The organism is Parabacteroides acidifaciens, from assembly GCF_003363715.1.
GTDB classification, from domain to species: Bacteria; Bacteroidota; Bacteroidia; order Bacteroidales; family Tannerellaceae; genus Parabacteroides; species Parabacteroides acidifaciens.
This window is the reverse complement of record NZ_QREV01000002.1, coordinates 158,931-182,452: the sequence shown is the minus strand read 5'-3', so window position 1 is coordinate 182,452 and position 23,522 is coordinate 158,931. Positions and strand designations below refer to the sequence as shown.

Below are 23,522 nucleotides of genomic sequence, written 5' to 3'. Positions count from 1 at the left end.
AAGCAAAACACACGAGAAAATATTGGCGTATTTCCTCGTGTGAAAAACAAAAGGTCCACCTGTTTGGCGACAGGTCTCACTTATCTATTTTATCATTTAAAACAGTACAAAATTATGACAAATTATTTTAGCATCCAATACTTTAGGGTGGTAAAATCACCATTTGCTATCTTAAAGAAAATACCACTATTTATGAGACTATCCATCCTTATGTTATTTGTGTCGATAGGATTGGTATTTGCAGAAAACAGCTACAGTCAATCCACCTTGTTATCCTTGGATATAAAGAACCAAACAGTACAAAACGTACTGGACGAAATCGAGAAGCAATCCGAGTTTCACTTCTTCTACAACAACAAACAAGTGAATACCAACCGCATTGTTTCGATAAAGAGTAGTAACAAAAACGTCTTTTCCATTCTGAATGAACTCTTCAAAGGAACGGACATCCGCTATTCGGTAATGGAGAAAAGTATTATTTTATCAACCGGTTCTCCGGGAGTAACGACTTCACAACAATCAGGCAAAACAATTTCAGGTATTGTAACAGATATCAATAATGAGCCTATAATTGGAGCAAATGTGTCCGTTAAAGGAACAACAATCGGTACAATAACCAATGCTGATGGCCATTATACACTGTCTGCAATTCCAGAAAAAGCCATTCTTGTGTTTTCTTTTGTCGGAATGAAAACACAAGAAGTTCCAGCCGGCAATAAAACGACCTTCAATATTGCATTAGAGGAAACAGCGATAGGTTTAGGCGAAGTCGTTGCAATCGGATACGGAACAACCAAAAAAGCGACAATCACAGGTTCCATTGCATCTATGAAGGGAGACAAGTTAAAATCTATCCCTGCTAATAACTTCACAAATGCATTAGCTGGTAAATTCGCCGGATTAACGGCTGTCACAACTTCCGGACAGCCCGGTTCTGACAATTCCACTTTAAGAATACGCGGTTCCAATACTCTGGGAGATAATAATCCATTAGTAGTAGTTGATGGTATTGCAGGACGAGATATGAATCGACTGAACCCTGCAGACGTAGAAAGTATTACAGTTCTCAAAGATGCCTCAGCTGCCATTTATGGAGCACAGGCAGCAAATGGAGTAATTCTTGTCACAACCAAACGAGGCATTATAGGTAAACCTGTTATCAATGTAAACGTTAGGCAGGGTTGGGCAACTCCAACCATTGTTCCAGAATGGGCAGATGCAGCAACCTACGCACAGGCACTTAATGAAATTGATTTATATGCCAACCGTCAGCCAAGATATACAGATGAAGATATTAAGCTATTCGCGGATGGTTCCGATCCTTGGGGGCATCCTAATACAGATTGGTATGATTTAGTTTTCAAGAAGTTCACACCGCAAACATATGTAGATGCATCTTTACGTGGGGGTAGCGAAAGAGTAAAATATTTTGTATCTGCCGGATTCAATTATCAAAAAGGAATCTTCCAACGTAGTGCAAACAGCTATCGACAGATGGATATAAGAAGTAATCTGGATGCGAAGGTTACCAAATATATCAATCTTGGTATCGATCTGGCAGCCCGACAGGAAAATCGTAATAACTCTACGGCAGCGTTAAGTGAACTACTTCGCTATGGAATGGGACGTCCTAATAGAGTTGCTTTTTATGGCGAATATCCTGCGTCTGGGTATGAAGGAGGAATGAATCCTGCCGTTGTTGCTACAAATGCAACAGGCTATGATCGCAATATAAGCTATATATTAACAAGTAACATAAAGTTGGATATCACAATCCCGGGTATAGAAGGATTAACTGTTACCGGTAATGTCGCATTCGATAAATTTATCAGAAACCAAAAAACATGGAAAACACCATGGACTCTTTACTCTTGGGATGGTAAAACGCTTGATTCTAACAATATGCCTGTTGTTTCAGGCGCATCATCAGGATATTCATCCCCCAGTTTAAATCAATATATGCAAGATGATCATGGTTTGACCTTAAATGCATTAGTGAATTACTCTCATACGTTTGCCCAAACACACGGATTAAAGGCGATGATTGGTTTCGAAAGAAAAACAGGAGAGTCCATGAATTTTTCTGCCTACCGGACTTATTTTGCTTCCACATTGATTGACGAATTATTTGCCGGAGGGGATCTTGATAAAACCAATACAGGCTCTGCCAGCCATGATGCCCGTATTAATTATTTCGGCCGATTTAATTACGACTATTCATCCAAATATTTAGTTGAATTTGTATTCCGTTATGATGGTTCTTATATTTTCCCAAAAGGAAAACAATACGGTTTTTTCCCTTCTGTTTCATTAGGGTGGGTTATCTCTGAAGAAAACTTCTGGAAAGAAAAACTTGCCTTTATCAACTCTTTCAAACTTCGTGGGTCATGGGGTCAAACAGGTAATGACCGGGTAAGTCCTTACCAATATCTGGCCAGTTATGGTTTTGATAACTCAGCCGCAGGAAACATGCACAGTCCGAAAGACTCCAAAAATACAACTGTTTTCGATGGGAATACAGAAGCTAAATTCCTCCAAGAATTAAGAATACCTAATCCGTCTATTACATGGGAAGTCGCAAACCAAAGCAATGTCGGTTTTGACCTGCAAACATTAAATGGTAGTTTAAGAATATCAGTTGATTATTTTCATAATATCCGTTCCAATATTTTATGCTACCGTAATGCTTCCATACCAGCGACAGCGGGGTTGACTCTTCCCCGTGAAAATATAGGGAAAGTAAAAAACCAAGGATTTGAATTTGATATCGCATACAATAACAATATTGGGGATTTCACTTATCAAATCGGCCTTAATGGAGGCTTTTCCAAAAGTAAAATTATCTTCTGGGATGAATCACCCAATATTCCAGATTATCAACGAGCAACAGGAAAGCCTATCAACCCAAGTCTAATCGGAGATAATTCAGCAGGCTTGTATTATGAAGCAATTGGTATCTTCAAAGATGAAACAGATCTCGAAAGATATCCGCACTGGCAAGGGGCAAAACCAGGAGATATTATTTTCAGAGATGTGAACGGAGATAATAAAATCGATGGGCTCGATCGTGTCAGATCAGACAAGACCAATATTCCGACACTGACAGGAGGGCTAAATATTGATCTTGGATATAAAGACTTTTATTTAACTATAGGCTTCCAAGGTGCAGCCGGAGCCACTCGATATCATGAAGTGGAATCCGGTGAAGCTGGTAATTTCTCTATGGAAGATTTAGAAGGCAGATGGACACCGACTAATACAAATGCATCAAAACCCAGAGTCGGGAACTACAGATCCGAATATTGGAACCAAACACAAACAGGTCCTAATACTTATTGGAACAGAAAATCGGATTACATCAGATTAAAAAATTTGGAACTCGGTTATAACATGCCACAAAAATTATACAGCAAATTAGGTATAGAAAGTACACGTATATATTTCAGTGGAATGAATTTATTCACTATCTGCGGTATGAAAACTTTTGATCCGGAAACGACTTCAGCAGTCGCATATCCACTTAATAAGATATATAGTATTGGATTAGCATTAACGTTTTAAAAACATACGAATATGAAAGGTTTTAAATATTTTTCAACAGTACTTCTTTTCATGGGAATACTTACCATCTCATGTTCTGATGATGCACTCGTCCTAAAACCATTAGGGGAGTACTCAGAAACCGATGTATGGAAAGATCCTGCTTTATCAGAATTATTCATTAATGGTATTTACGATGCAATGGATATTCCATATGCTAAATATATGCAAATGTGCTTTGTTGATGAAGGGCATCGTCGTGACAACAGTGATGTTATGAATTTCAACAATTGTGTCTTAAACCCGGATAATATACCAGGGTGGACCAAAGGAGAAGGACATCCACGTATGATATGGGATCAACTCTATGCTATTGTACGTAAATGTAACATATCTCTAACGGGTATTGATAAATTACCGGATGATAATACCCTCATTGATGGTAAAACAAAAAAAGAGCGTTTGAAAGGAGAAGCCTATTTTTTAAGAGCATGGACTTATCTTTATCTAACCAATCTTTATGGAGGAGTTCCCATTGTAGACAAAGTATATCAATTAGGAGATGATTACAATATTGCCAGAAGTTCTTATGAAGATTGTATCAAGTTCATTTCTGAGGATTGTGACAAAGCCGCTGAATTATTACCTCTTACTCATAGTGGTAGCAACAATGGCCGAGCAACCAAAGGAGCCGCACTCGCTTTAAAATCACGCATATTGCTTTATGCAGCCAGCGATTTACATAACTCTTTCAATTTTGAGAATTACGAAAAACCAGAATATTTAAAATATACCACTGGTTCTCAAAACAGCAGATGGAAAGCAGCCAAAGACGCCGCTAAAGCAGTAATAGATATGCATCTATACGATCTGTTCAAAGCTAATCCATCTCCGACAGATTCTATTGCACAGAATATTACAGATCTTTTCCTGGCACCTAAAGCTACGGAAGAAGATATTTTTATAAGATATTTTACCTCCAGACTAGTACCTTATAACAATAACATATTAAATAATAATACACCTAACGGATATCATGGAGGAGGTAACAACTGTCCTATCGGAGAAATTGTTGATGAATATGAAATGCGCTCTGGCATACCTTTCAGTTGGGATAATCCTGAACATGCTAAGACTCCATACAAAGATAGAGATCCTCGTTTCTATGCATCAATCCTTTATGAAGGGGCTAAATGGAGAACTCGGACAGCTGACGTTATCAGTATAGAGCCTAATGGAATTATCAGTATTGGGAATAAAGAAATCTGGAATACTGAAAAGAATGAAATGCAATTATGGTATGGACCAGACGGACGAAATAGTACCGTTTCCGCTTTTGAAGGAGGCTATACAGGATATTATCTTCGCAAGTTTTTGGATCCATCAATGGATGGGCAATATCAAGATATTGCACAAGATACACCTTGGAGACATATCCGCTATGCTGAAATATTACTTAATTACGCGGAAGCATGCATTGAATTAGGGGAATATGATGAAGCAAAAATATACTTGAATAAAATAAGAAAAAGAGCTGGCATGCCTGATATTACAGCTACAGGAGTCGAATTACGAGAATGTTGTCGACATGAAAGACGTGTCGAATTGGCATTCGAAGATCATCGTATGTGGGATGTACGTCGTTGGGCTATTGGACCACAGGCATATAAACCTGTTCATGGTGTTACTATTATATATAAAATGGATCAGGAAACACATGTTACAGATGAAATCCCTACAATAACCCCTTATGAATTTGAAAAAAGGGCATGGTTAGACAAAGCTTATTTTTTCCCTATCCCACGAACAGAAATGAATAGGAATTCATTGCTAATTCAAAATCCCGGATATGAATAATTCTGTTTTTATTATCATAATCAACAAGTTGAACAAATAAATAATTATAATATGGAAAGAAGAGATTTCTTAAAAAGCGCGGCAGTATTAACAGCTGGCTTTACAACTAACACACATATATTTGGTACAGTAACGTCCTCACATAAAACAGGAGCAAATGATAAAGTACGAATGGGATTCATCGGGGTGGGAAACAGAGGATCCGAACTATTAGGATTGTTTATGCAACAACCAGATTGCGAGGTAGCCGCCTTATGTGACATCTATGAGCCCTATCTTCACAGAGATAGAAGTAAAGTCAATGAACGATGGCTAAAAGATCTCACAGACAAGATTCCAAAGATGGGTGAAAAATTTCCTAAGCAGCCCAAATTGTATTCTGATTTCAGGAAACTACTTGACGATAAAGATATAGATGCCGTATGTATTGCAACACCCGACCATTGGCATGCTTATATCACCATTGCAGCTATTAAAGCAGGAAAGGATGTCTACTGCGAAAAACCCCTGACCAGCACTTTAAGGGAAGGGCGAAAAATGGTAGAAGCACAAGCTGCCAGCAAACAAGTGGTAGCCGTTGGTATTAACCGTCGTGGAAATATAGCTTATCAAAAATTAGTAGCAGAGATCCATGCTGGCAGAATCGGACAAATAACAGTTGGCCGAGCAGCTCATATCAGCAATTTGTTTCCGAATGGTATCGGTAAAATGCAACCGGAAGAACCTCCCAAAGATTTCAATTGGGATATGTGGTTAGGTCCGCGCGCATACCGTCCTTACCAGTATAATATCGCACCTTATAAATTTCGTTGGTGGGGAGATTATTCCTCTCAAATGGGGAATTGGGGAGTACATCACTTAGATGCATTACGTTGGCTAATGAATGAGACTGCACCGACTTACATTTCTGCCCATGGAGGTAAATACGTTTTAAATCATGATGCAGATATAGATGACACTGCATTCGTGACATTTGAATTTGCATCTGGTAAAATTATCACCTATAGCATTATGGAAACGACAAGCGGCGGTATGTTCCCTTATGGAGAATTGGAGTTAAGAGGTACAGACGGAATTGCTTATGCATATGAAGGAGGATACCGTATCCGACCCACATCACCAGGACAATTCCAAAATTGGAATAAGCATTTTGATGAAATATCATTCGATAATAAAATGAAACTATTAGGAGATGCCAGTAGTGCAGATAGTACAACCGGACTAATACGAGATTTTCTTGATTGTGTTAAATCCAGACAAACTCCTTTATGCCCATTGGAAGAAGGGCATCGATCAACAAGTTTTGCACATCTTGCCAATATTGCATTAGCAACAAAGGAGCGCTTACATTGGGACGCTGTAAATGAACGTTTCCTTAATTCAGAAAAAGCAAACGAAATGCTGGGATATGAATATCGAAGACCTTGGACTATTTAACTTTTTGGTTATGAATAATTCTAGAAGAAGTTTTATTAAGACCAGTGTTATATTGGCAACGGGGGCTATTTTAGCCCCCAATGCCTACGCAAAAAAGGTTTATAATCCAATAATATCTAACATTCCCGGTAATAAAGTAAACTCCCAAACAATATGTGTATTTACAAAATGCTTGCAATATCTGAATTATGAACAACTCGCTCAAACTCTTGCAAAAGCGGGCTATAACGGAGCTGATTTATCTGTTCGCGATGGTGGACACGTACAACCTGAAAAGGTAAAAAGCGATCTGCCACGTTTAGTAAAAACACTCCAAAAAGAAGGTATATCGACACCCATGATGGTAACAACAATCATTGACGCAAAAGATAAATATACAGAATCTATTCTTGCTACAGCAGCAGAAATGGGTATACAGCATTATCGAATGGGGTATATAAATTATGATAAAACAAAAACAATACCTCAGAATATAGATATAGTGAAGAGATCTTTTGAACAGCTTGAAAAACTTAATCGTAAATATGATATACATGGATCTTATCAGAATCATTCAGGAACCCGAGTTGGCGGTCCTGTCTGGGATTTATACTTACTGGTAAAAGATCTGGATCCACAATATATCGGGGTACAATATGATATTCGTCATGCAATATGCGAAGGTGGCCAATCTTGGTCATTAGGGATGGAATTGCTTGCTCCTTGGATTAAAAGCTGTCCAATCAAAGATTTTATCTGGCAAAAAACGGGGGATCATTGGCAAATACAAGACATGCCTTTAGGCTATGGAATGGTTGATTTTGATGCTTTTCTCCGTAAATACGTAGAATTAAAACTTTCCGGTCCATTCAGTATTCATTTAGAATATGACTTGGGAGGAGCCGACAAAGGTAGTCGGACACCAACAATGAGTCATGAAAAAATAGCACACTGCCTAAAACAGGATATTGACTGGTTTCGCGAAAAGTTGAAAGAACACAATTTAGATTAATCGATCATGAACAGAAGAAACTTTATAAAACACAGCAGCTTCTTTGCCGCGACCAGCAGCTTGGCTTTTGCGGCACAGAGCTGTTCGCCACCAGCCAAAGAAGAGGCTCTTCCTTCGGGAAAAAGTAAGACAATAGGGACAAAATCCACATTTATCGGGATTCCCGGGGAGAAAAAAATAAAGATTATTGAGACGAATGCCAATTTCGAACGGGAGCCTTTAATACGTCCATTCGGATTTAAGGGGGGAGCGATGAAAGAGATCTGGCAAACGGCGGCATTGCTCGGAAGTGAAAATGGATACAGGAAATTCGGAATATGTACCCAAAACGTCCTTTGGAGTGATCCGACAGTTTTCGAGGTACACTCTGAAAGTGCGAGTAATGCATTGATGTATAACATTACAACTCGGGCCTTGCAAATGATAGAAGGGGAAACATTTTCCAATCCAGTCCAATTGCAGGAAGATATATTGGACGAATTATGGGAATATGGAAAAAAGATCACAGGAAACCCAGATTTAAAGGAGACATTTATCCTGAATGCATTAGTCGGAATAGACAATGCAGCGTGGTTGCTTTATTGTGCCGAAAATGGGATTAACAATTTCGATGATATGGTTCCGGTTGCCTATCGCCCATGTCTTTCCAATCATCATAATAAGGTTGCATGTATTCCTCTTATGGCTTACAATATCCCGGTCCAAGAAATAAAAGACACGGTAGATGCCGGATACTTTTTTATGAAAATAAAAATCGGGCAGGCTGGCACACAAGAAGAAATGGTCGAAAAAGACATGAAACGGCTAAGTGAGATACATGCTGCGATCGGGAATGCCCGCACTTCATATACAGAATCGGGAAAACTACCTTATTACTTCGATGCAAACGGCCGATACGAGAAAAAAGAAACCATGTTACGTTTCCTCGACCATGCAAAAAAAATCGGTGCATTCGATCAAATTGCGATTATAGAAGAACCGTTCGCCGAAGAAAAAATGTATGATGTAAGTGATATGGGAGTACGTATCGTGTCAGATGAGACTGCACATACCGACAAACATGCATTGGAAAGAATCCGATTGGGATATTCAGCTATCGCCTTGAAACCAATAGCTAAAACGATGAGCATGTCCATGAAAGTTGCCCAGTTAGCGTACGATAATAATATACCTTGTTTCTGTGCGGATCTGACAGTTAATCCGATCCTGGTAGAGTGGAATAAAATTGTGGCTTCACGTTTAAACGCTTTCCCTGGAATAAAAGGAGGACTCGGACTGGTAGAAAGTAACGGGCATCAAAATTATGCTCAGTGGGATAAAATGCTGACATATAATCCGACAGCCGATAAATCGTGGGCTAAAGTCAACAAAGGGACTTTTGTTCTTGATGATGATTATTTTGCTGAAAGCGGGGGAATATTTGAACAATCGCCTCATTATGCAGCTTGGTTTCCTCCACAAATATAGAAGGCATAATTGTTTAGGTTATTAACCGTTTATCAATTATTCGTCAAATAAAAGGTATCGAATTATGAACCAATCACTATAATTCGATACCTTTGTTACATAAAAACATAATCTAAACACATATTGAAATGAAACAACTTCTTATTACCCTTGCGCTTGTGTTCGGTTGTCTGCAATCAGGCTATGCGCAGAAGCCGACTTTGCAGTTCAACAAAGACGGCAAATTTAAAATCGTACAATTTACGGATGTACATTACATTCATGGAAATCCCAAATCGGCAATATCCATCGAACGTATCAATGAGGTACTGGACGCCGAGAAACCGGATCTCGTTCTTTTTACCGGAGATGTCATCTATGGGCAGCCGGCAGAAGAAGGGATGCGCACGATCCTGAACTTAGCCGCAGACCGCAAAATTCCTTTCGGAGTCACATTCGGCAATCATGATAACGAACAGGGACTTACCCGTACCCAGTTGTTCGATATCATTCAGACAATCCCCTACAACCTGACCGATTCCGTAGCCGGAGTCGTAGGAGCTACGAACTTCATCCTTCCGCTGAAATCGTCCGACGGGAAGAAGGATGCAGCAATCCTTTACTGTCTGGATTCACATTCTTACTCACAAATCAAGGGTATAGGCGGATACGACTATATCAAGTTCGACCAGATACAATGGTACCGTGAGAACAGTGCCAAATATACGAAACAGAACGGCGGCAATCCCCTACCCTCATTAGCGTTCTTCCACATCGCCCTGCCGGAATACAACCAGGCGGCGGCAGACGAAACAGCTATTTTAGTAGGAACACGTAAGGAAAAAGCCTGTGCGCCCCAACTCAACTCCGGCATGTTCACATCCATGAAAGAAATGGGAGACATCTTAGGCGTATTTGTCGGCCATGATCATGATGACGACTACGCCGTTTACTGGAAAGGCATCCTGTTGGCCTACGGTCGTTATACAGGTGGAGACACTGTGTATAACAACCTGACCAACGGCGCCCGCGTAATCAAAATGACCGAAGGTGAAAAGAACTTCAAAACCTGGATACGCCTGAAAGGTGGCGAAATCATCAACACCGTAAACTATCCTTCGGACTTTATCAAGAAGAAAGATTAGGTTTTAGCACGACTCCCAAACTCTTCTTCCCGTCCATCTTGATGACGATCGGTGCATCGAGGTGGACGTGACGGAGATATTCGGTTTCTTCTACGGCTGGCAGGGAATTCAGATATTCTTCATCGAACCAGCCATCTCCTTTAAACGGGTTAATAGTAAAGTAGCCGACGCCGAATGAAGTCAGATTCTGGAAGAAGTGTGTGCCCTGGCTCGGATCGACGCGATAGTTTTCCAGTCCGCATTCCACTATGACGCGGGCATTACTGATATGCGGCCATTTCACCGGAATCCCTAACCAGGAATCACTGCTTCCCCAACGACCGGGACCAACCAGGACATAATTCTTTTCCCCTTCGGTAAACTGACGGTTCATCTTCTCTATTTCGGAAGCAATCAACTGGTTATTGGAAGAGCTGAAAGCGCCGGTCTTTACATATATAATATCCTGCACATCTGTCACGATGCCATGTCCCAGCACACTGGTAGACGACAGTATCGTATCAGCCTGTTCAACCTGCGTCAAATCTTCTTCCATCACCTCCTTATTATCCACGATCGGACGCACCTGCAGCAGATAGAAAGTAGCCCGTTCCGGATTCTCCGGATCAATGTTCACGGCAAACTCTATTTCGATCGGACGTCCCATTTCGTCCTGCCCGGCATGCAAAATCTGGTCAAGCGTCTCTGCCAACGGGAAAACGTCGTGCTGGAGAATGTTCACAAAAGACAATATCTTACGGCCACCGGGATAATAACCGTCACGGATTATCTGATCATAAGGATCATAAGTAGATACAATGAATTTCAGAGAACCGTCCGCATCCGCATCTTTCAGATTCAAGCGGAGCAGGTTGAAGGAATCGTCTACGGAGAATTGCTCCGTCAAGTTCTTCAAGTCAAGCGCATAATAGCGGGTTTGCGTTTCGCGAAGAGCAAAATCCATCGTACTCATTTGCAATATATTATGCGGATGGCGAGGAGAAAAGCGTAAGGTCTGCCCTCCGTCCACAATGTATTTACCAAGACCTAAAGCGATATTGGCAATCCCGTCTTCCGCCTTTTCATTACCTATCGGGTAGAAATTCAGCGAACGCGCCACACCCGAAATTGTCGGATAGAAACGGTCATTATAGCGGTTACCTACGACTTCTTGCAAAACAATCGCCATCTTCTCCTGGTCGATAAGATTCGATGTTGCTGTCATATAAGCTTTGCTGTCACGATAAAAAACAGAAGCATAAACCGCCTTGATCGCATCGCTCAACGTCCGGAGCATATCATATTTATCCTCCAGTTTAGGTATCATATAGGTAGAATAAATACCAGCAAACGGCTGATAGTGGGAATCCTCCAAAAGGCTGGACGAACGGACTGCAATCGGGCTTTTGACGACATCAAAGAAAGCCATCAAATCTTCGATCAGGCGGGCCGGTAAACTGGCCCGCAGGAAGTATTTCAAGATCGTCTCGTCATCCGCATCACCCAAAGCAACCGGATATAGCTCATTCGTATCCATGAACTCGTCAAAGATATCGGTACAGATCACGACTGTCTTTGGAATGGTTACGGCAAAATGTTCGTGCTCCAGATCAGGATAACGCTTCACCATGGCACCGATAAACGCCAAGCCTCTCCCCTTTCCTCCGAGCGACCCGTCTCCTATGCGGGCGAAATTACTGTATTCGTCGAAACGTTCTTTCTGGTAGACAGCCACGACACCGGAGTTTTTCATCCGCCGGTATTGCACGATAAGATCGAAAATCAACTGCCGTGCCTCATCCATATCCTTATAATCGCTCACGTCCACACGTTTCAAGACCTCTGCCGGCGGAAACATGGCGCGGGAATAGAAGAAACGGGAGAAATGATTGCGGCTCAGGTGATAGACAAGCGAATCATCGGGAATCTGGAACACTTTCTTCTGCAAGTCCTTCAAGTCCTTAATACGCATGATCTCTTCCTTCGTCTGCGGGTTCAGGATGACAAAGTCGCCGAAACCAAACCGCTGCATGATCTTCTTCCTGAGGTCCTGCGGATAGCTTTTGGAGTTTTTATCGATAAAAGAAGCTCCTAACTCCTTTGCATATACTTTATTAGTTGCCTCGGACGATTCGAGCACGAAAGGGATGATCAAACCGGTCTTCCTCACATACTGTCCGAACTTATAGCCGGCATACGGGTCTTTCACGCCATCGTGCATGAAACTCATGTCGGAAATGATCCCCAGCATATTGTCGCGATACTGGTTAAAGATGCGGACAGCCTCCTCATAAGTACGCGCCAGCTTGATTTTAGGACGCCCGCGCATACGGAGCGTACGTTGATGATCGTTCAACGCCTCCTTGGCAAACATCTGGCTCTGTTCCAATACGAACTTATACAGATGCGGCAAAGCGGAAGAATAGAAGCGGATGGAATCTTCCACCAGCAGGATAATCTGCACACCGACACTTGCCGTATCATCCGGCGCATTCATCTTGTCCTCGATCAGCTTGATGATGGCAAGCAGCAACTCTGCATTTCCCAACCAGCTGAACACATAGTCGATCGCACTCAAGTCCTCATTCGCAATCCGTTTGGACACCTCTTTCGAGAAAGGCGTCAGGACTACGATCGGTATATTGGGATAATGGATCTTGATTTCCGTTGCCGCTGCAAAAATGTCGCGGTTATCCATATTCGGCATACAAATGATCAGTTCGAAGTTACGGTCTTTCAATTCGGCAAGTGCCTCCTCCTCTGTAGTCACTTGCGTAAACCGGGGCGGATAACGAAGGCTGAGAGAGGTATATTCGTTGAAGATCTGCTCGTCTACACGCCCGTCGTCTTCCAGCATGAAGGCATCATATTTAGTAGCTATAAGCAATACATTATATATACGCTTATTCATTAGATTGGCGAACGATGTGTCTTTGAACACAAGGTTTTTAAAGTCCGGTATTCCGCTCATGATGATTTTTATAGAATTAACTCCCCAAATGTAAGGAAAAAAACAATTCACAGGTAGTTTGCTCCTGAATTTGAGCCAACCTCTTGCCTTTGCCACCACGTTGGCACGGTTGTGCCATACTGATGGCACAACTATGCCATGCCGATGGCACGGCTATGCCACCGTGTTGGCATAATAAACTCGTTATTACAAAATGACACCTTTCTATCAGTCCGCTTCCGGAGAAGTACCGGAACAACGCTTGAAAAACATTGTTCAATAACATAGAAAACAACTATCAAAAAGTAAGCAAAATACTTTGCCAACCCAGGTTATTGCCTACATTTGCAAACAGAATGTTATCTAAAAAAGAAATTATATACTATGAAGACAGAAGTCATCTTATCAGCATTGGAAGCAAAACATCCGGGCGAAAAGGAGTATTTGCAAGCAGTAAAAGAAGTTCTTCTTTCAATTGAAGAAGTGTACAACCAGCATCCCGAATTCGAGAAAGCTAAAATCATCGAACGGTTGGTTGAGCCGGAACGTATTTTCACTTTCCGTGTACCCTGGGTAGACGACAAGGGGGAAATACAAGTAAACCTGGGATATCGCGTACAATTCAACAATGCGATCGGCCCGTACAAGGGAGGTATCCGTTTCCATCCTTCGGTAAACCTGTCCATCCTTAAGTTCTTAGGCTTTGAACAAACTTTTAAGAATGCATTGACAACATTGCCGATGGGTGGTGGCAAAGGCGGTTCCGACTTCGCTCCCCGTGGTAAGAGTGACGCTGAAATCATGCGTTTCTGCCAGGCATTCATCCTTGAACTGTGGCGTAACCTGGGTCCGGATCGCGACGTTCCGGCAGGCGATATCGGCGTAGGCGGACGTGAAGTAGGTTATATGTACGGCATGTATAAGAAACTGGCTCGTGAAAACACCGGAACATTCACAGGTAAAGGAATGGAGTTCGGCGGTTCTAACCTCCGTCCCGAAGCAACCGGTTTCGGTGCCCTTTACTTCGTTCACCAGATGCTGGAAACTCACGGTATTGATATAAAAGGCAAAACGATTGCCATCTCCGGTTTCGGTAACGTAGCATGGGGTGCAGCAACGAAAGCAACCGAACTGGGCGGCAAGGTCGTTACAATCTCCGGACCGGACGGTTATATTTACGACCCGGACGGTATTTCGGGCGAAAAGATCGAATATATGCTGGAATTGCGTAATTCAGGCAACGACATCGTAGCTCCTTATGCTGACGAATTCCCCGGTGCAACGTTCTATCCTAACAAGAAACCTTGGGAACAGAAGGTGGATATCGCTCTTCCGTGTGCAACCCAAAACGAACTGGATGCAGACGATGCACGCAAGCTGATCGAAAACAAGACTCTGTGTGTTGCCGAAGTATCCAACATGGGATGTACGGCTGAAGCTGTCGACCTCTTTATCGAACACAAACAGCTCTTCGCTCCGGGTAAGGCTGTCAATGCCGGCGGTGTTGCAACTTCCGGCCTGGAAATGACACAGAATGCCATGCATATCTCTTGGACGGCTGCAGAAGTAGACGCCAAGTTGCATCAGATCATGAGCGCCATCCACGAACAGTGCGTAGAACACGGCAAGGACGGCAAATACATCAACTATGTGAAAGGTGCCAATATCGCCGGCTTCATGAAGGTAGCCAAAGCTATGATGGCGCAAGGTATTGTATAAAATCAATGTGTATTCAATATACGTAGAGAATGTGTCTATGAAAGGAAGGATGCGTGTATATTACATGCATCCTTTTTTGTTTTCCCGTCATTAATCCGTACATTTGTCACGGGTGCTATCCGGGATAACACTACGAACATTAACTTTAATTGAATAAAGCCATGCAAAGAAGAAACTTTTTCCGTTCCATCGCGCTGGGAGGTATGACAGCCGCCCTTTCCCCTATTGCCAAAGCGGTTCCCCTGCAGGATCAGGAGAAACAAAAACCGGCAACAAATATAAACGAAGCAACCGCCATCCCCCGGACAGCCCATTCCATGCCGGGCAAATATCCGGGTAAGGTAGTCAAGACCAGCCATCCGGGTTGCATCGTAGACGGACAGCCTTCGGAAACGGTTGCCTATGAGATGTTGAAAACCTCTATGCTGAACCTGACCGGTCAGGCAGACCTGCGCAAAGCATGGCTCGAAATGGTCGGCCCGCAGGATATCATCGGTCTGAAGGTAAACCCGATCGCCGGAAAACTCCTTTCCACCTCGCATGCCGTTACCCGATCTATCATCAAACAATTGGAAGAAGCGGGCATTCCCCGAAAGAATCTAATCATCTGGGACAGACGCGAAGAAGACCTGAAAGAATCCGGCTTCACGGAAGAAAATTATCCCGGCATCAAGATTATCGGCACGGAATATCAGGACGCAGACGGCAGCTATATCGACAAGGACGGTAAGTTTTACGGGGAAAGCCGGATCGACAAATCGCAGTCGTTTTTCGTAGACCTCGAAGGCGAATATGACGCCTACACGATGCCTTATATGATAAACGGAGGAAAGCATTCTTACTTCACTAAGATATGTACGGAGATGGTCACCAAAATCATCAATGTCCCGGTCATCAAGAACGCGGGTTCCACAATCACGGTTTGCATGAAGAACCTTGCTTTCGGTTCGATTACGAACACGGCGAGGCTCCACGGACCGATGTGGCACGACACCTGTGCCTGTGCGTGTGCTTTCCCACCCTTGCGCGATAAGGTCGTGCTGAACATTGCCGACGGCTTGACCGGATGTTTCGACGGAGGTCCGTCAGCCAACCCTCAGTTTATCTGCCACTACAATACGCTTGTCGTAGGAACCGATCCGGTTGCAACAGACCGTATCTGCTACGACATCGTCCTCGCCAAACGAATCGAGGAAGGCATACAGGACGGCGAAAAGGCAGGCTCGCGCGCTTTCATGGAGACAGCGCAGGAACTGAAACTGGGCGTTGCAGATAAAGACAAAATAGAACTCAAGGAAATAAATCTGCAAGCATGAACAAATATCTGATAGGACTCCTGTTCACCCTGTTTGTCCAGGTTACGCTCTTCGGGCAAGCTCCTGAGGTCAAACGCGAACGGGTATTTACCGGCACAGGCCTGTATGGTTTTATGAACGGGGGCGCAGACCAGTTCCTCGAATACGGGGTTAGCAAACTGGTCACACGGGATGTCGTCTATGAAGGAAACGAATATACAATCGACATTTACGATATGCCGACAGCTGAAGATGCTTTCGGAATTTATTCGCTGCATATCTTCAAATGCAGCCGGGCGGACACATTGGGCTGCATCGACTGCTTAGCTCCCTATCAACTGCAAGCGGTAGCCGGGAACAAATACGTGTCCGTCGTGTTTCCTTCGGGTTCCGAAGATGCAAAAAGCAAGGTCGACGAGCTGATCCGCCTGTACGTACCTTTGGATAGTAAAGAGAATCCCCGGATACCGGAAGCACTTGGCCTGTCGACTCCCTACTCCGGAAAGTTGAAACTGCTGCGCGGTCCGATCTCCATATCCGGTGTAAGTATGTCTCTCGCCAATTTGGTGAAAGACATCTCTTATTCGGGCATCTGGTACATCGCCGACAAGCCTGCCAAAGGTTATCGGGCACTCATAGAAGTGACAGACGGGAAAGAGGTCGGGAAGTTAAAAAATAAAGTCGAAGCATCGGACATTCTTCAATCCGGCGATACCTACCTGTTGATCAAAGGTCATGAAAAAGAAACGGAGCAGGACGACCACGGAGGTTTCGGCTTCTGACCGGTCTTAGCGCACTTTGCCCGGGTTCTTGGCGATAAAGTCTTTCCATCCCGTGTACTTCTTCTCCTGCACGGGATTATTGGTCTGAAAATAGTGGCACACGGCTGCCGCCAGGCCGTCTGTTGCATCCAGCTGCGGCAACATGGATTCTTCCGGGATATGCAGGAAACGCTGTAGCATTCCGGCAACCTGTTCCTTTGCCGCATTTCCGTTTCCGGTAATGGACATCTTAATCTTCAAAGGGGCATACTCGAAGATCGGGATATCCCGTTCAAGGGCGGCCGCCATCGCAACTCCTTGGGCACGTCCTAACTTCAACATACTCTGTACGTTTTTGCCGAAGAACGGGGCTTCGATAGCCAGTTCGTCCGGATGATACTGGTCGATAAGTCCCAATACGCGTTCGAAAATCTTACGCAATCGCAAGTAATGGTCCTCATATTTATTCAATTGCAAGACCCCCATTGCTTCCAGCTTAGGCTTATTACCTTCAATCTTCAGGACTCCGTATCCCATCACAATCGTTCCCGGGTCGATCCCTAATATAATACGGTCTTTTGTCATTTCTCCCAGTCTATCTCTTCCAGTAAAGTACTAAAACCGGCTATCTTATGGCCAAAACGGGCAACCAATTCCTTATGAAGACGGCCTCCCTCATTCTGCAACCAGAAATTCAGCGTATCGACATTCTTCACATGAAACTGCACAGAGAAGCTCACTCCCTCTTCCGCCTCCGTATGCATCACCCGCCGCAGGCACGGATGTTGCAGAAAGCCACTTGCTATCGCTTTCGGCATATACTGTTTCTTCAGATAATCCAGGCCTTCCTCCTGAATATCTTTTTCTATATGGAACGTTGTATTGTAGACTATCATCTTATTTTTGATAAAAATTCTAAGACAAAGATAGTGCTAATATCAGGAAAAGCCCTATATTTGCACTCGAAAATAAACGCTACGGGGCATTAGCTCATCTGGCTAGAGCGTCAGACTGGCAGTCTGAAGGTGATCGGTTCGAGTCCGATATGCTCCACAAATTCACTACTATTCAATAAAAAAGGCATTCATTTCTGAATGCCTTTTTTATTTCTATCCATCTTACTTCTTTGCATTTGCCAACTCCGACTCGATCGGGTCGTCATATTGTTTTTGCAATTTATGGAGTTCTGTTTTGAGGCTGTCGATCAGGGATTCGTTACCGGGCTCGTTATAGATGTTGTGCATTTCCTGGGGATCGTTTTGCAGATCGTACAGTTCCCACACGTCGATGTCATTATAGAAATGCATTAGTTTATAGCGGTCGGTACGGACACCGTAATGGCGTTTCACGGCATGTTCCGCCGGATATTCATAATAATGATAATACAGGGAAGTACGCCAGTCTTTCGGTTTTTCCCCTTTCAATAACGGCAGATAAGAATCGCCCTGGATGTCTTCGGGAACGGGAGCACCAGCCAGTTGCAGGAAAGTGGCGGCATGGTCGATGTTTTGAACCATTTCCGGAATATCACCTTTCACTCCACCCGGGAAACGTACCAGCATCGGGGTACGGAAAGACTCTTCATACATGAAACGCTTGTCGAACCAACCGTGTTCGCCCATATAGAAACCCTGGTCGGAGGTATAAACGATAATCGTGTTCTCCAACAAACCGTTTTTCTCCATATAGTCCAATACGCGGCCCACATTACGGTCTACGGAATGGATCACACGCAGGTAATCATGCATATACTGCTGGTATTTCCATTCGGCCAATGCTTTGCCTGTGAGTTTCTGCTCTTTGAACTTCTTTATGATCGGGTCGTAATGTTTGTCCCAGGCTGCTTTCTGTGCCGGAGTCATCCGGTTATACAGCGCACGGCCGTTAGCTTCCAATCCGGTTGTCGTATGGATCTCGTTTTCCTTATCCGCCATTTTCAGGTCATAGACAAGGTCCATATCTTTGATAATATTCATTTCCTGTTCGGAAGCGGCGATACGGCCTTCGTATTTGTCATAGAACGTTTCCGGAATCGGATAGACAATATCGTCATACAAGTCCAGATCGCAAGTATCCGGCATCCAGGTACGGTGGGGAGCTTTGTGATGCAGCAGGAGGCAGAACGGTTTGTCTTTGTCACGTTTGGTATCCAACCAATCCAAAGCCAGGTCGGTCGTAATGTTCGTTGCATAGCCTTCTATCTGTTTCTTCTCCCCGTTGTCAATAAAATAGGGATTATAATAATCACCTTGTCCGGTCAGGATGTTCCAATAGTCGAACCCTGTCGGATCGGATGTAAGATGCCATTTTCCGACGATGGCAGTCTGGTAACCGGCCTGCTGCAAGAGTTTCGGAAAGGTTTGCTGGCTGCCGTCAAAACGTTTCGTATTATCGGTAAAACCGTTTTTATGGCTGTGTTTACCTGTCAACAGGCAGGCACGGCTGGGACCGCTCAACGAGTTGGCGACAAAACTGTTCGTAAACCGTACACCCTCGTTCGCAATCCGGTCTATATTCGGCGTTTCAATAAAACGATGGTCGTAGGCGCTGATTGTCTGATAAGAATGATCATCACACATGATGTAGAGAATGTTCATAGGTTTCTCCGGCACCTCCTTTTTGTCTTTTTGGACACAGGCAGGAAGAGCAACTGCTGCCAATCCCGTCAAAAGAAATAGTTGATTAGTTTTCATGATACATTATGTTTTTTGTCTGGATTTTGCAAATTTAAACAGAGCTGGCGGAATTATCACTATCGCAGGTGGAAAAATATAAAAAAGAGGGTGCATCTGTAAACAAATAAACCGGACGCAGACAGCGCTCGTCTGCGTCATCTGCGTCCGGTAAATACTTTCTATTTTCCTTATTTATGGCAATACGGCAATTTATACGGATTCCGATATTCGTACCAGTATAAGCGGTGCGCCTGCGCTTCCTTATCACCTTCAAAGCTCAGGGTTGCCGGATTCCAATGAACCGGACGGCCCAATTCGCGGGCGATATTCTGCAAGCAGCAAAGCGTATTCGTACTGCAACCGACCTCAACCGGAGCAATCGGGTTCTCGCGTGAACGAACGCAATCGATAAAGTTCTGCATATGCGGAGAACTTACTTCATATTCGCCTTTACCGACTTTCTGTTCTTTCTTCGGCAACAAAGAAGGATCCGAGCATTCGATATAGCCACGAGCCACTTTCAACCAGCCCTTGTCGCCGACAAACTGTATTCCCTGTGCATTCGGATTGTCTTCACGATAAGGCTGTTCGGTCATCACGATGCCGTTCGCATATTTCATGGTTGCATATTTCGTTCCTTTATATCCGGCCGGAATAAACTCTACCGGACCGGAACCATCCATACCGATAGCCGCCTGTGCAATGTCGAACATATGCGCACCCCAGTCTGCCGTATATCCGTTTCCGGTTTCCTGATACCAGCGCCATGCGCCCCACAGCTGTTCATTCTGTTCGGGTTCGAGCGTGATAGGAGGACAAAGATCGGGATGATAATGTATCTTCGGATCGTTCAACGGTCCCATCCACTGGTTGAAGTTCAGATTACCGGGAACATCCATTTCCGGCAGGTCCAGTGGTTTGGGAGGCTCACCGACACGGGCATATATCTTTTCGATATGGCCGATCTTGCCGGCGCGGACCAATGCGATCGCATCCTGAAATTCCTTGCTCGAACGCTGCTGGCTACCGATCTGGAACACGCGGTTATTATCGCGTACGGCACGGGCCACGGCCAAACCTTCCGTAATCGTATAGGCCAACGGTTTCTGGCAATAGACATCCTTGCCGCTCTGGCAGGCATGGATAGCAACCAAGGCATGCCAATGGTCGGGAGTCGCAACTTCGATAACATCGATATCCTTACGATCCAACAAGTCTTCATAGAACTCATACATATCGCAACGGGGAGCCACATTCAGCGATTTCTGCCAAGCTTCGGCACGACGTTTGAAACGTTCCCGCTTCAACGAGTCTACATCACAACATGCCGCCACCTGTACACCCGGACAAGTAGAGAAACTCCGGAAGTCGGACAAACCTTGCTGCCCTAATCCGACAAATCCTAAAACGACACGATCACTCGGTGCGATACGTACACCATTAACAGCCCAACTGGGCAGGATAGTCAAACTTGCCAATCCAAGAGCGGAAAGGCCGAGGAACTCTCGACGGGTTACCCCTTTCTTAGTGTTTTCTTTCATGGTAATTCAAAATATATTGGACTAAAAAATTAAATCAAAGGCAAATATATTAATTAAAATCGGAATAATGAACTGTTACGAAAAAGATGTCTTTTAATAATATAATTATGGCTCTCCCATTTCATAATGATGAATCAGGAAAGCCACAACAATGAGTATAAAATATGTGCCTTAAAAGGCGTATCCAAAGCCTACATTCAGGTAAATCGGATACATGGCAAACGTAATCGTTTCGAAATCTTTCCGGAAGATATCGTTCAGCCCCCAAGTCAGGTCTGCACAGACGTTCAAGTGCTTGAAAGCACGCCATTCAGCCCCCAACTGCGCTCCCCACTGGAAACGGCGGAGGTTTTTCGAGAAATCGTACGACGCGCTCTTGCCGTCTTCAAAAACGACCTTGCTCCCTGTCGGATCTCCCTCACGCAGATAACCGTCATAGACATTTCCCGAGAAATCCCCTTCCAGCATATAAGCAAAATACGGGCCGAGGCTCATGCTGAAACGAGGATTGAACTGGTGAGTCGCCAAAACAGGGAAAGAGAGGTAAGAATTCTTCACCTTTGTCTTTACATATCCCGTCCAGTTCCCCTTTACAATCTCGCCTCCATCACCGATAATCTCCATTCCGTAATTCTTAACCCGTGCATCGGTATTCATTCCTTTATTATCGAGGCGGATACCAATCCGCATGCCCCATTGCCTTTCGGCATCGAACCATTTGGTCACATTTCCTTCTATCGCCACGGCGAGAGTCGGATTATAGCCTGTTATCTCACGGATTTCAACCGGCAATGGCAGTGGCGCCGTACCGCCGATATTAAACCCGGCTTTTATTTCATACTCCAGGCCAAGCAGGGCCGATTTGATAATTCCCTGATTCCGGTCCATCTGCCCGAAAGCAGGAAGTGCCGCCAACGACAAGGTCAGCACACATATATAGATAGATATGATATTCTTCTTCATTTTGTTCTTCATTTTAATTGTCGGCAGCATAAATCAATTCCACTTCATCAATCAGCAAAGTGCTTCCGGGGGCACCCCGGAAATAATTGCCTTCTCTACTGGAAGAGAAGACGATGGAGACGTTATAGCCACCGGCTTTCAGCTTCTCACGATCGATTGTCTTTCCGGATTTCATCACAAAAGGAATATAAAACTCCGTCCACTCGTCCGTTTCTTTCCGGTCTTTATCGTCCAACAAAGCGACAGACACCAGGTTCGGGTGCGTATAATTGTCCTCGACAATGGTTCCGTCAAGATAACGGACTTTATCGGTTACTTCGTAGAAGATAGCGTAGACATCCCAAGTATCCTTCTTGTCTGGTACGGGCTTGCCTTTTTCTTCAAATGTTTCCCCTGCTTTATACTTATAATATCCTTTCAGGTAAGTCGGAACATGCTCGAACGGCATGCCGAGACGGGTTGCTTTCAAGGCATTTGTTAAAGCACTCAGCATATCAAAAGTCCCCATAAAAAGGTTACCGGCAGCAATCGGCATACCAAACCTTGTACCAAAATCACCGGTTGATTTTGTTTCCAACCGCACGCCTTTACCTTCCTTTCCGTCTTCCAACGAGGAAGTGGGGAAGCTTGCAGGATCTTCCGTCCCGACACCTGTTATGGCAAAACCGGAATTACCGCTCGCCCAGTCTATCACATCACCTGTCGTCTTATTCGTATCGTAGAAAACATCATATACATACCTATCAGTCTCGACTTTACGCACTTCCTCAAAATGATATTCGGTACTGATACCTGCAATCTGATATGATACCTGATACTTTTTCTTCCAGTTTCCATCTTCCGATGTCACCGTATAATATTGCGGAGTCGTAAAATCGCGTTCCGTACCGCTAGTCGGAGAAATCGTTGCGCCGGGAGTCAAGGTAAACTCCGGAGCCTGATGCTTCAGATCGATATCAGCCCTTACCATCAGCGTCACTTTATTATTCTCGATGACCGGATCCCTTTTCAGTATATCGGCAGGAACTATACAAGTTAATATATCAGCTTCGGCATTCGGGGCTTCGTCCCGTATACACGAAACCAAAACAAGCCCCATCAAAAGACAAGTAATTAAATGCGTTCTTCTCTTCATTTGTTTGTGTTATTGAAATTATTAGCCTCTGTTAATGCAAACCAGCCACAAAAATACGTTCCTTTTCCTAAAATGCCATTGCATTTAT

Annotated in this window: 16 protein-coding genes and 1 tRNA gene; 10 read left to right on the top strand and 7 right to left on the bottom strand. The window is 43.9% G+C overall.

Annotated features, from left to right (window positions below; all coding sequences use genetic code 11):
* Positions 1 to 114 precede the first annotated feature (114 nt).
* The 6 genes from DWU89_RS01570 (at position 115) to DWU89_RS01545 (ending at position 10,416) form a co-directional block, all read left to right on the top strand.
* Positions 115 to 3,561, top strand: a complete 3,447-nt coding sequence (locus tag DWU89_RS01570; protein ID WP_199662172.1) for a TonB-dependent receptor — start codon at positions 115 to 117, stop codon at positions 3,559 to 3,561.
* A 12-nt stretch (positions 3,562 to 3,573) separates the two neighbouring features.
* Complete coding sequence (locus DWU89_RS01565) at positions 3,574 to 5,397, top strand: RagB/SusD family nutrient uptake outer membrane protein (RefSeq protein WP_208642441.1); 1,824 nt, start codon at positions 3,574 to 3,576, stop codon at positions 5,395 to 5,397.
* Between the two features lie 51 nt (positions 5,398 to 5,448).
* Positions 5,449 to 6,834, top strand: coding sequence for a Gfo/Idh/MocA family protein (locus DWU89_RS01560; protein WP_115497937.1), 1,386 nt, complete (start codon positions 5,449 to 5,451; stop codon positions 6,832 to 6,834).
* Positions 6,806 to 7,825: a sugar phosphate isomerase/epimerase family protein gene (locus DWU89_RS01555; protein ID WP_158543307.1), complete on the top strand. Its 1,020-nt coding sequence runs from the start codon at positions 6,806 to 6,808 to the stop codon at positions 7,823 to 7,825. Before DWU89_RS01560 ends, DWU89_RS01555 begins: the two co-directional genes overlap by 29 nt.
* Before the next feature lie 6 nt (positions 7,826 to 7,831).
* Entirely contained in the window at positions 7,832 to 9,292 is a 1,461-nt protein-coding gene (locus DWU89_RS01550) for an enolase-like domain-containing protein (protein ID WP_208642439.1), read from the top strand.
* 128 nt (positions 9,293 to 9,420) lie between these two features.
* On the top strand, positions 9,421 to 10,416 hold the full coding sequence (locus tag DWU89_RS01545) for a metallophosphoesterase family protein (protein WP_115497935.1): 996 nt from the start codon (positions 9,421 to 9,423) through the stop codon (positions 10,414 to 10,416).
* Here DWU89_RS01545 and DWU89_RS01540 read toward each other — a convergent pair.
* A complete protein-coding gene (locus DWU89_RS01540) occupies positions 10,400 to 13,366 on the bottom strand; it encodes a PEP/pyruvate-binding domain-containing protein (RefSeq protein WP_115497934.1) in 2,967 nt (988 codons plus the stop codon). The genes DWU89_RS01545 and DWU89_RS01540 overlap by 17 nt on opposite strands.
* Positions 13,367 to 13,729: 363 nt before the next feature.
* Here DWU89_RS01540 and gdhA point away from each other — a divergent pair, with 363 nt between their 5' ends.
* The 3 genes from gdhA (at position 13,730) to DWU89_RS01525 (ending at position 17,141) form a co-directional block, all read left to right on the top strand.
* Positions 13,730 to 15,064 carry an NADP-specific glutamate dehydrogenase gene (gene gdhA, locus DWU89_RS01535; protein ID WP_115497933.1) on the top strand — a complete coding sequence of 445 codons (1,335 nt, stop codon included), beginning with the start codon at positions 13,730 to 13,732 and terminating at the stop codon, positions 15,062 to 15,064.
* Positions 15,065 to 15,225: 161 nt separating this feature from the next.
* On the top strand, positions 15,226 to 16,380 hold the full coding sequence (locus tag DWU89_RS01530) for a DUF362 domain-containing protein (protein WP_115497932.1): 1,155 nt from the start codon (positions 15,226 to 15,228) through the stop codon (positions 16,378 to 16,380).
* The gene (locus DWU89_RS01525; protein WP_115497931.1) at positions 16,377 to 17,141 is read left to right on the top strand and encodes a DUF6599 family protein; all 765 of its coding nucleotides are present in this window, start codon (positions 16,377 to 16,379) and stop codon (positions 17,139 to 17,141) included. Before DWU89_RS01530 ends, DWU89_RS01525 begins: the two co-directional genes overlap by 4 nt.
* Positions 17,142 to 17,147: 6 nt before the next feature.
* Here the strand turns inward: DWU89_RS01525 and ruvC are convergent, their stop codons facing one another.
* Entirely contained in the window at positions 17,148 to 17,705 is a 558-nt protein-coding gene (gene ruvC / locus DWU89_RS01520; protein WP_115497930.1) for a crossover junction endodeoxyribonuclease RuvC, read from the bottom strand.
* Positions 17,702 to 18,016: a DUF4286 family protein gene (locus DWU89_RS01515; protein WP_115497929.1), complete on the bottom strand. Its 315-nt coding sequence runs from the start codon at positions 18,014 to 18,016 to the stop codon at positions 17,702 to 17,704. The genes ruvC and DWU89_RS01515 overlap by 4 nt, the downstream gene beginning before the upstream one ends.
* 83 nt (positions 18,017 to 18,099) lie before the next feature.
* Here DWU89_RS01515 and DWU89_RS01510 point away from each other — a divergent pair.
* A tRNA-Ala gene (locus DWU89_RS01510) sits at positions 18,100 to 18,173 on the top strand.
* A gap of 65 nt (positions 18,174 to 18,238) precedes the next feature.
* Here the strand turns inward: DWU89_RS01510 and DWU89_RS01505 are convergent.
* The 4 genes from DWU89_RS01505 to DWU89_RS01490 form a co-directional block, all read right to left on the bottom strand.
* The gene (locus DWU89_RS01505) at positions 18,239 to 19,813 is read right to left on the bottom strand and encodes a sulfatase family protein (RefSeq protein WP_115497928.1); all 1,575 of its coding nucleotides are present in this window, start codon (positions 19,811 to 19,813) and stop codon (positions 18,239 to 18,241) included.
* A gap of 170 nt (positions 19,814 to 19,983) precedes the next feature.
* Positions 19,984 to 21,336 (bottom strand): Gfo/Idh/MocA family protein, encoded by a 1,353-nt coding sequence (locus tag DWU89_RS01500; RefSeq protein WP_115497927.1) that lies wholly within the window; start codon positions 21,334 to 21,336, stop codon positions 19,984 to 19,986.
* Positions 21,337 to 21,507: 171 nt separating this feature from the next.
* Positions 21,508 to 22,299, bottom strand: coding sequence for a porin family protein (locus tag DWU89_RS01495; RefSeq protein ID WP_115497960.1), 792 nt, complete (start codon positions 22,297 to 22,299; stop codon positions 21,508 to 21,510).
* A gap of 13 nt (positions 22,300 to 22,312) precedes the next feature.
* Positions 22,313 to 23,434 (bottom strand): PCMD domain-containing protein, encoded by a 1,122-nt coding sequence (locus tag DWU89_RS01490; protein WP_115497926.1) that lies wholly within the window; start codon positions 23,432 to 23,434, stop codon positions 22,313 to 22,315.
* Between the last annotated feature and the right edge of the window lie 88 nt (positions 23,435 to 23,522).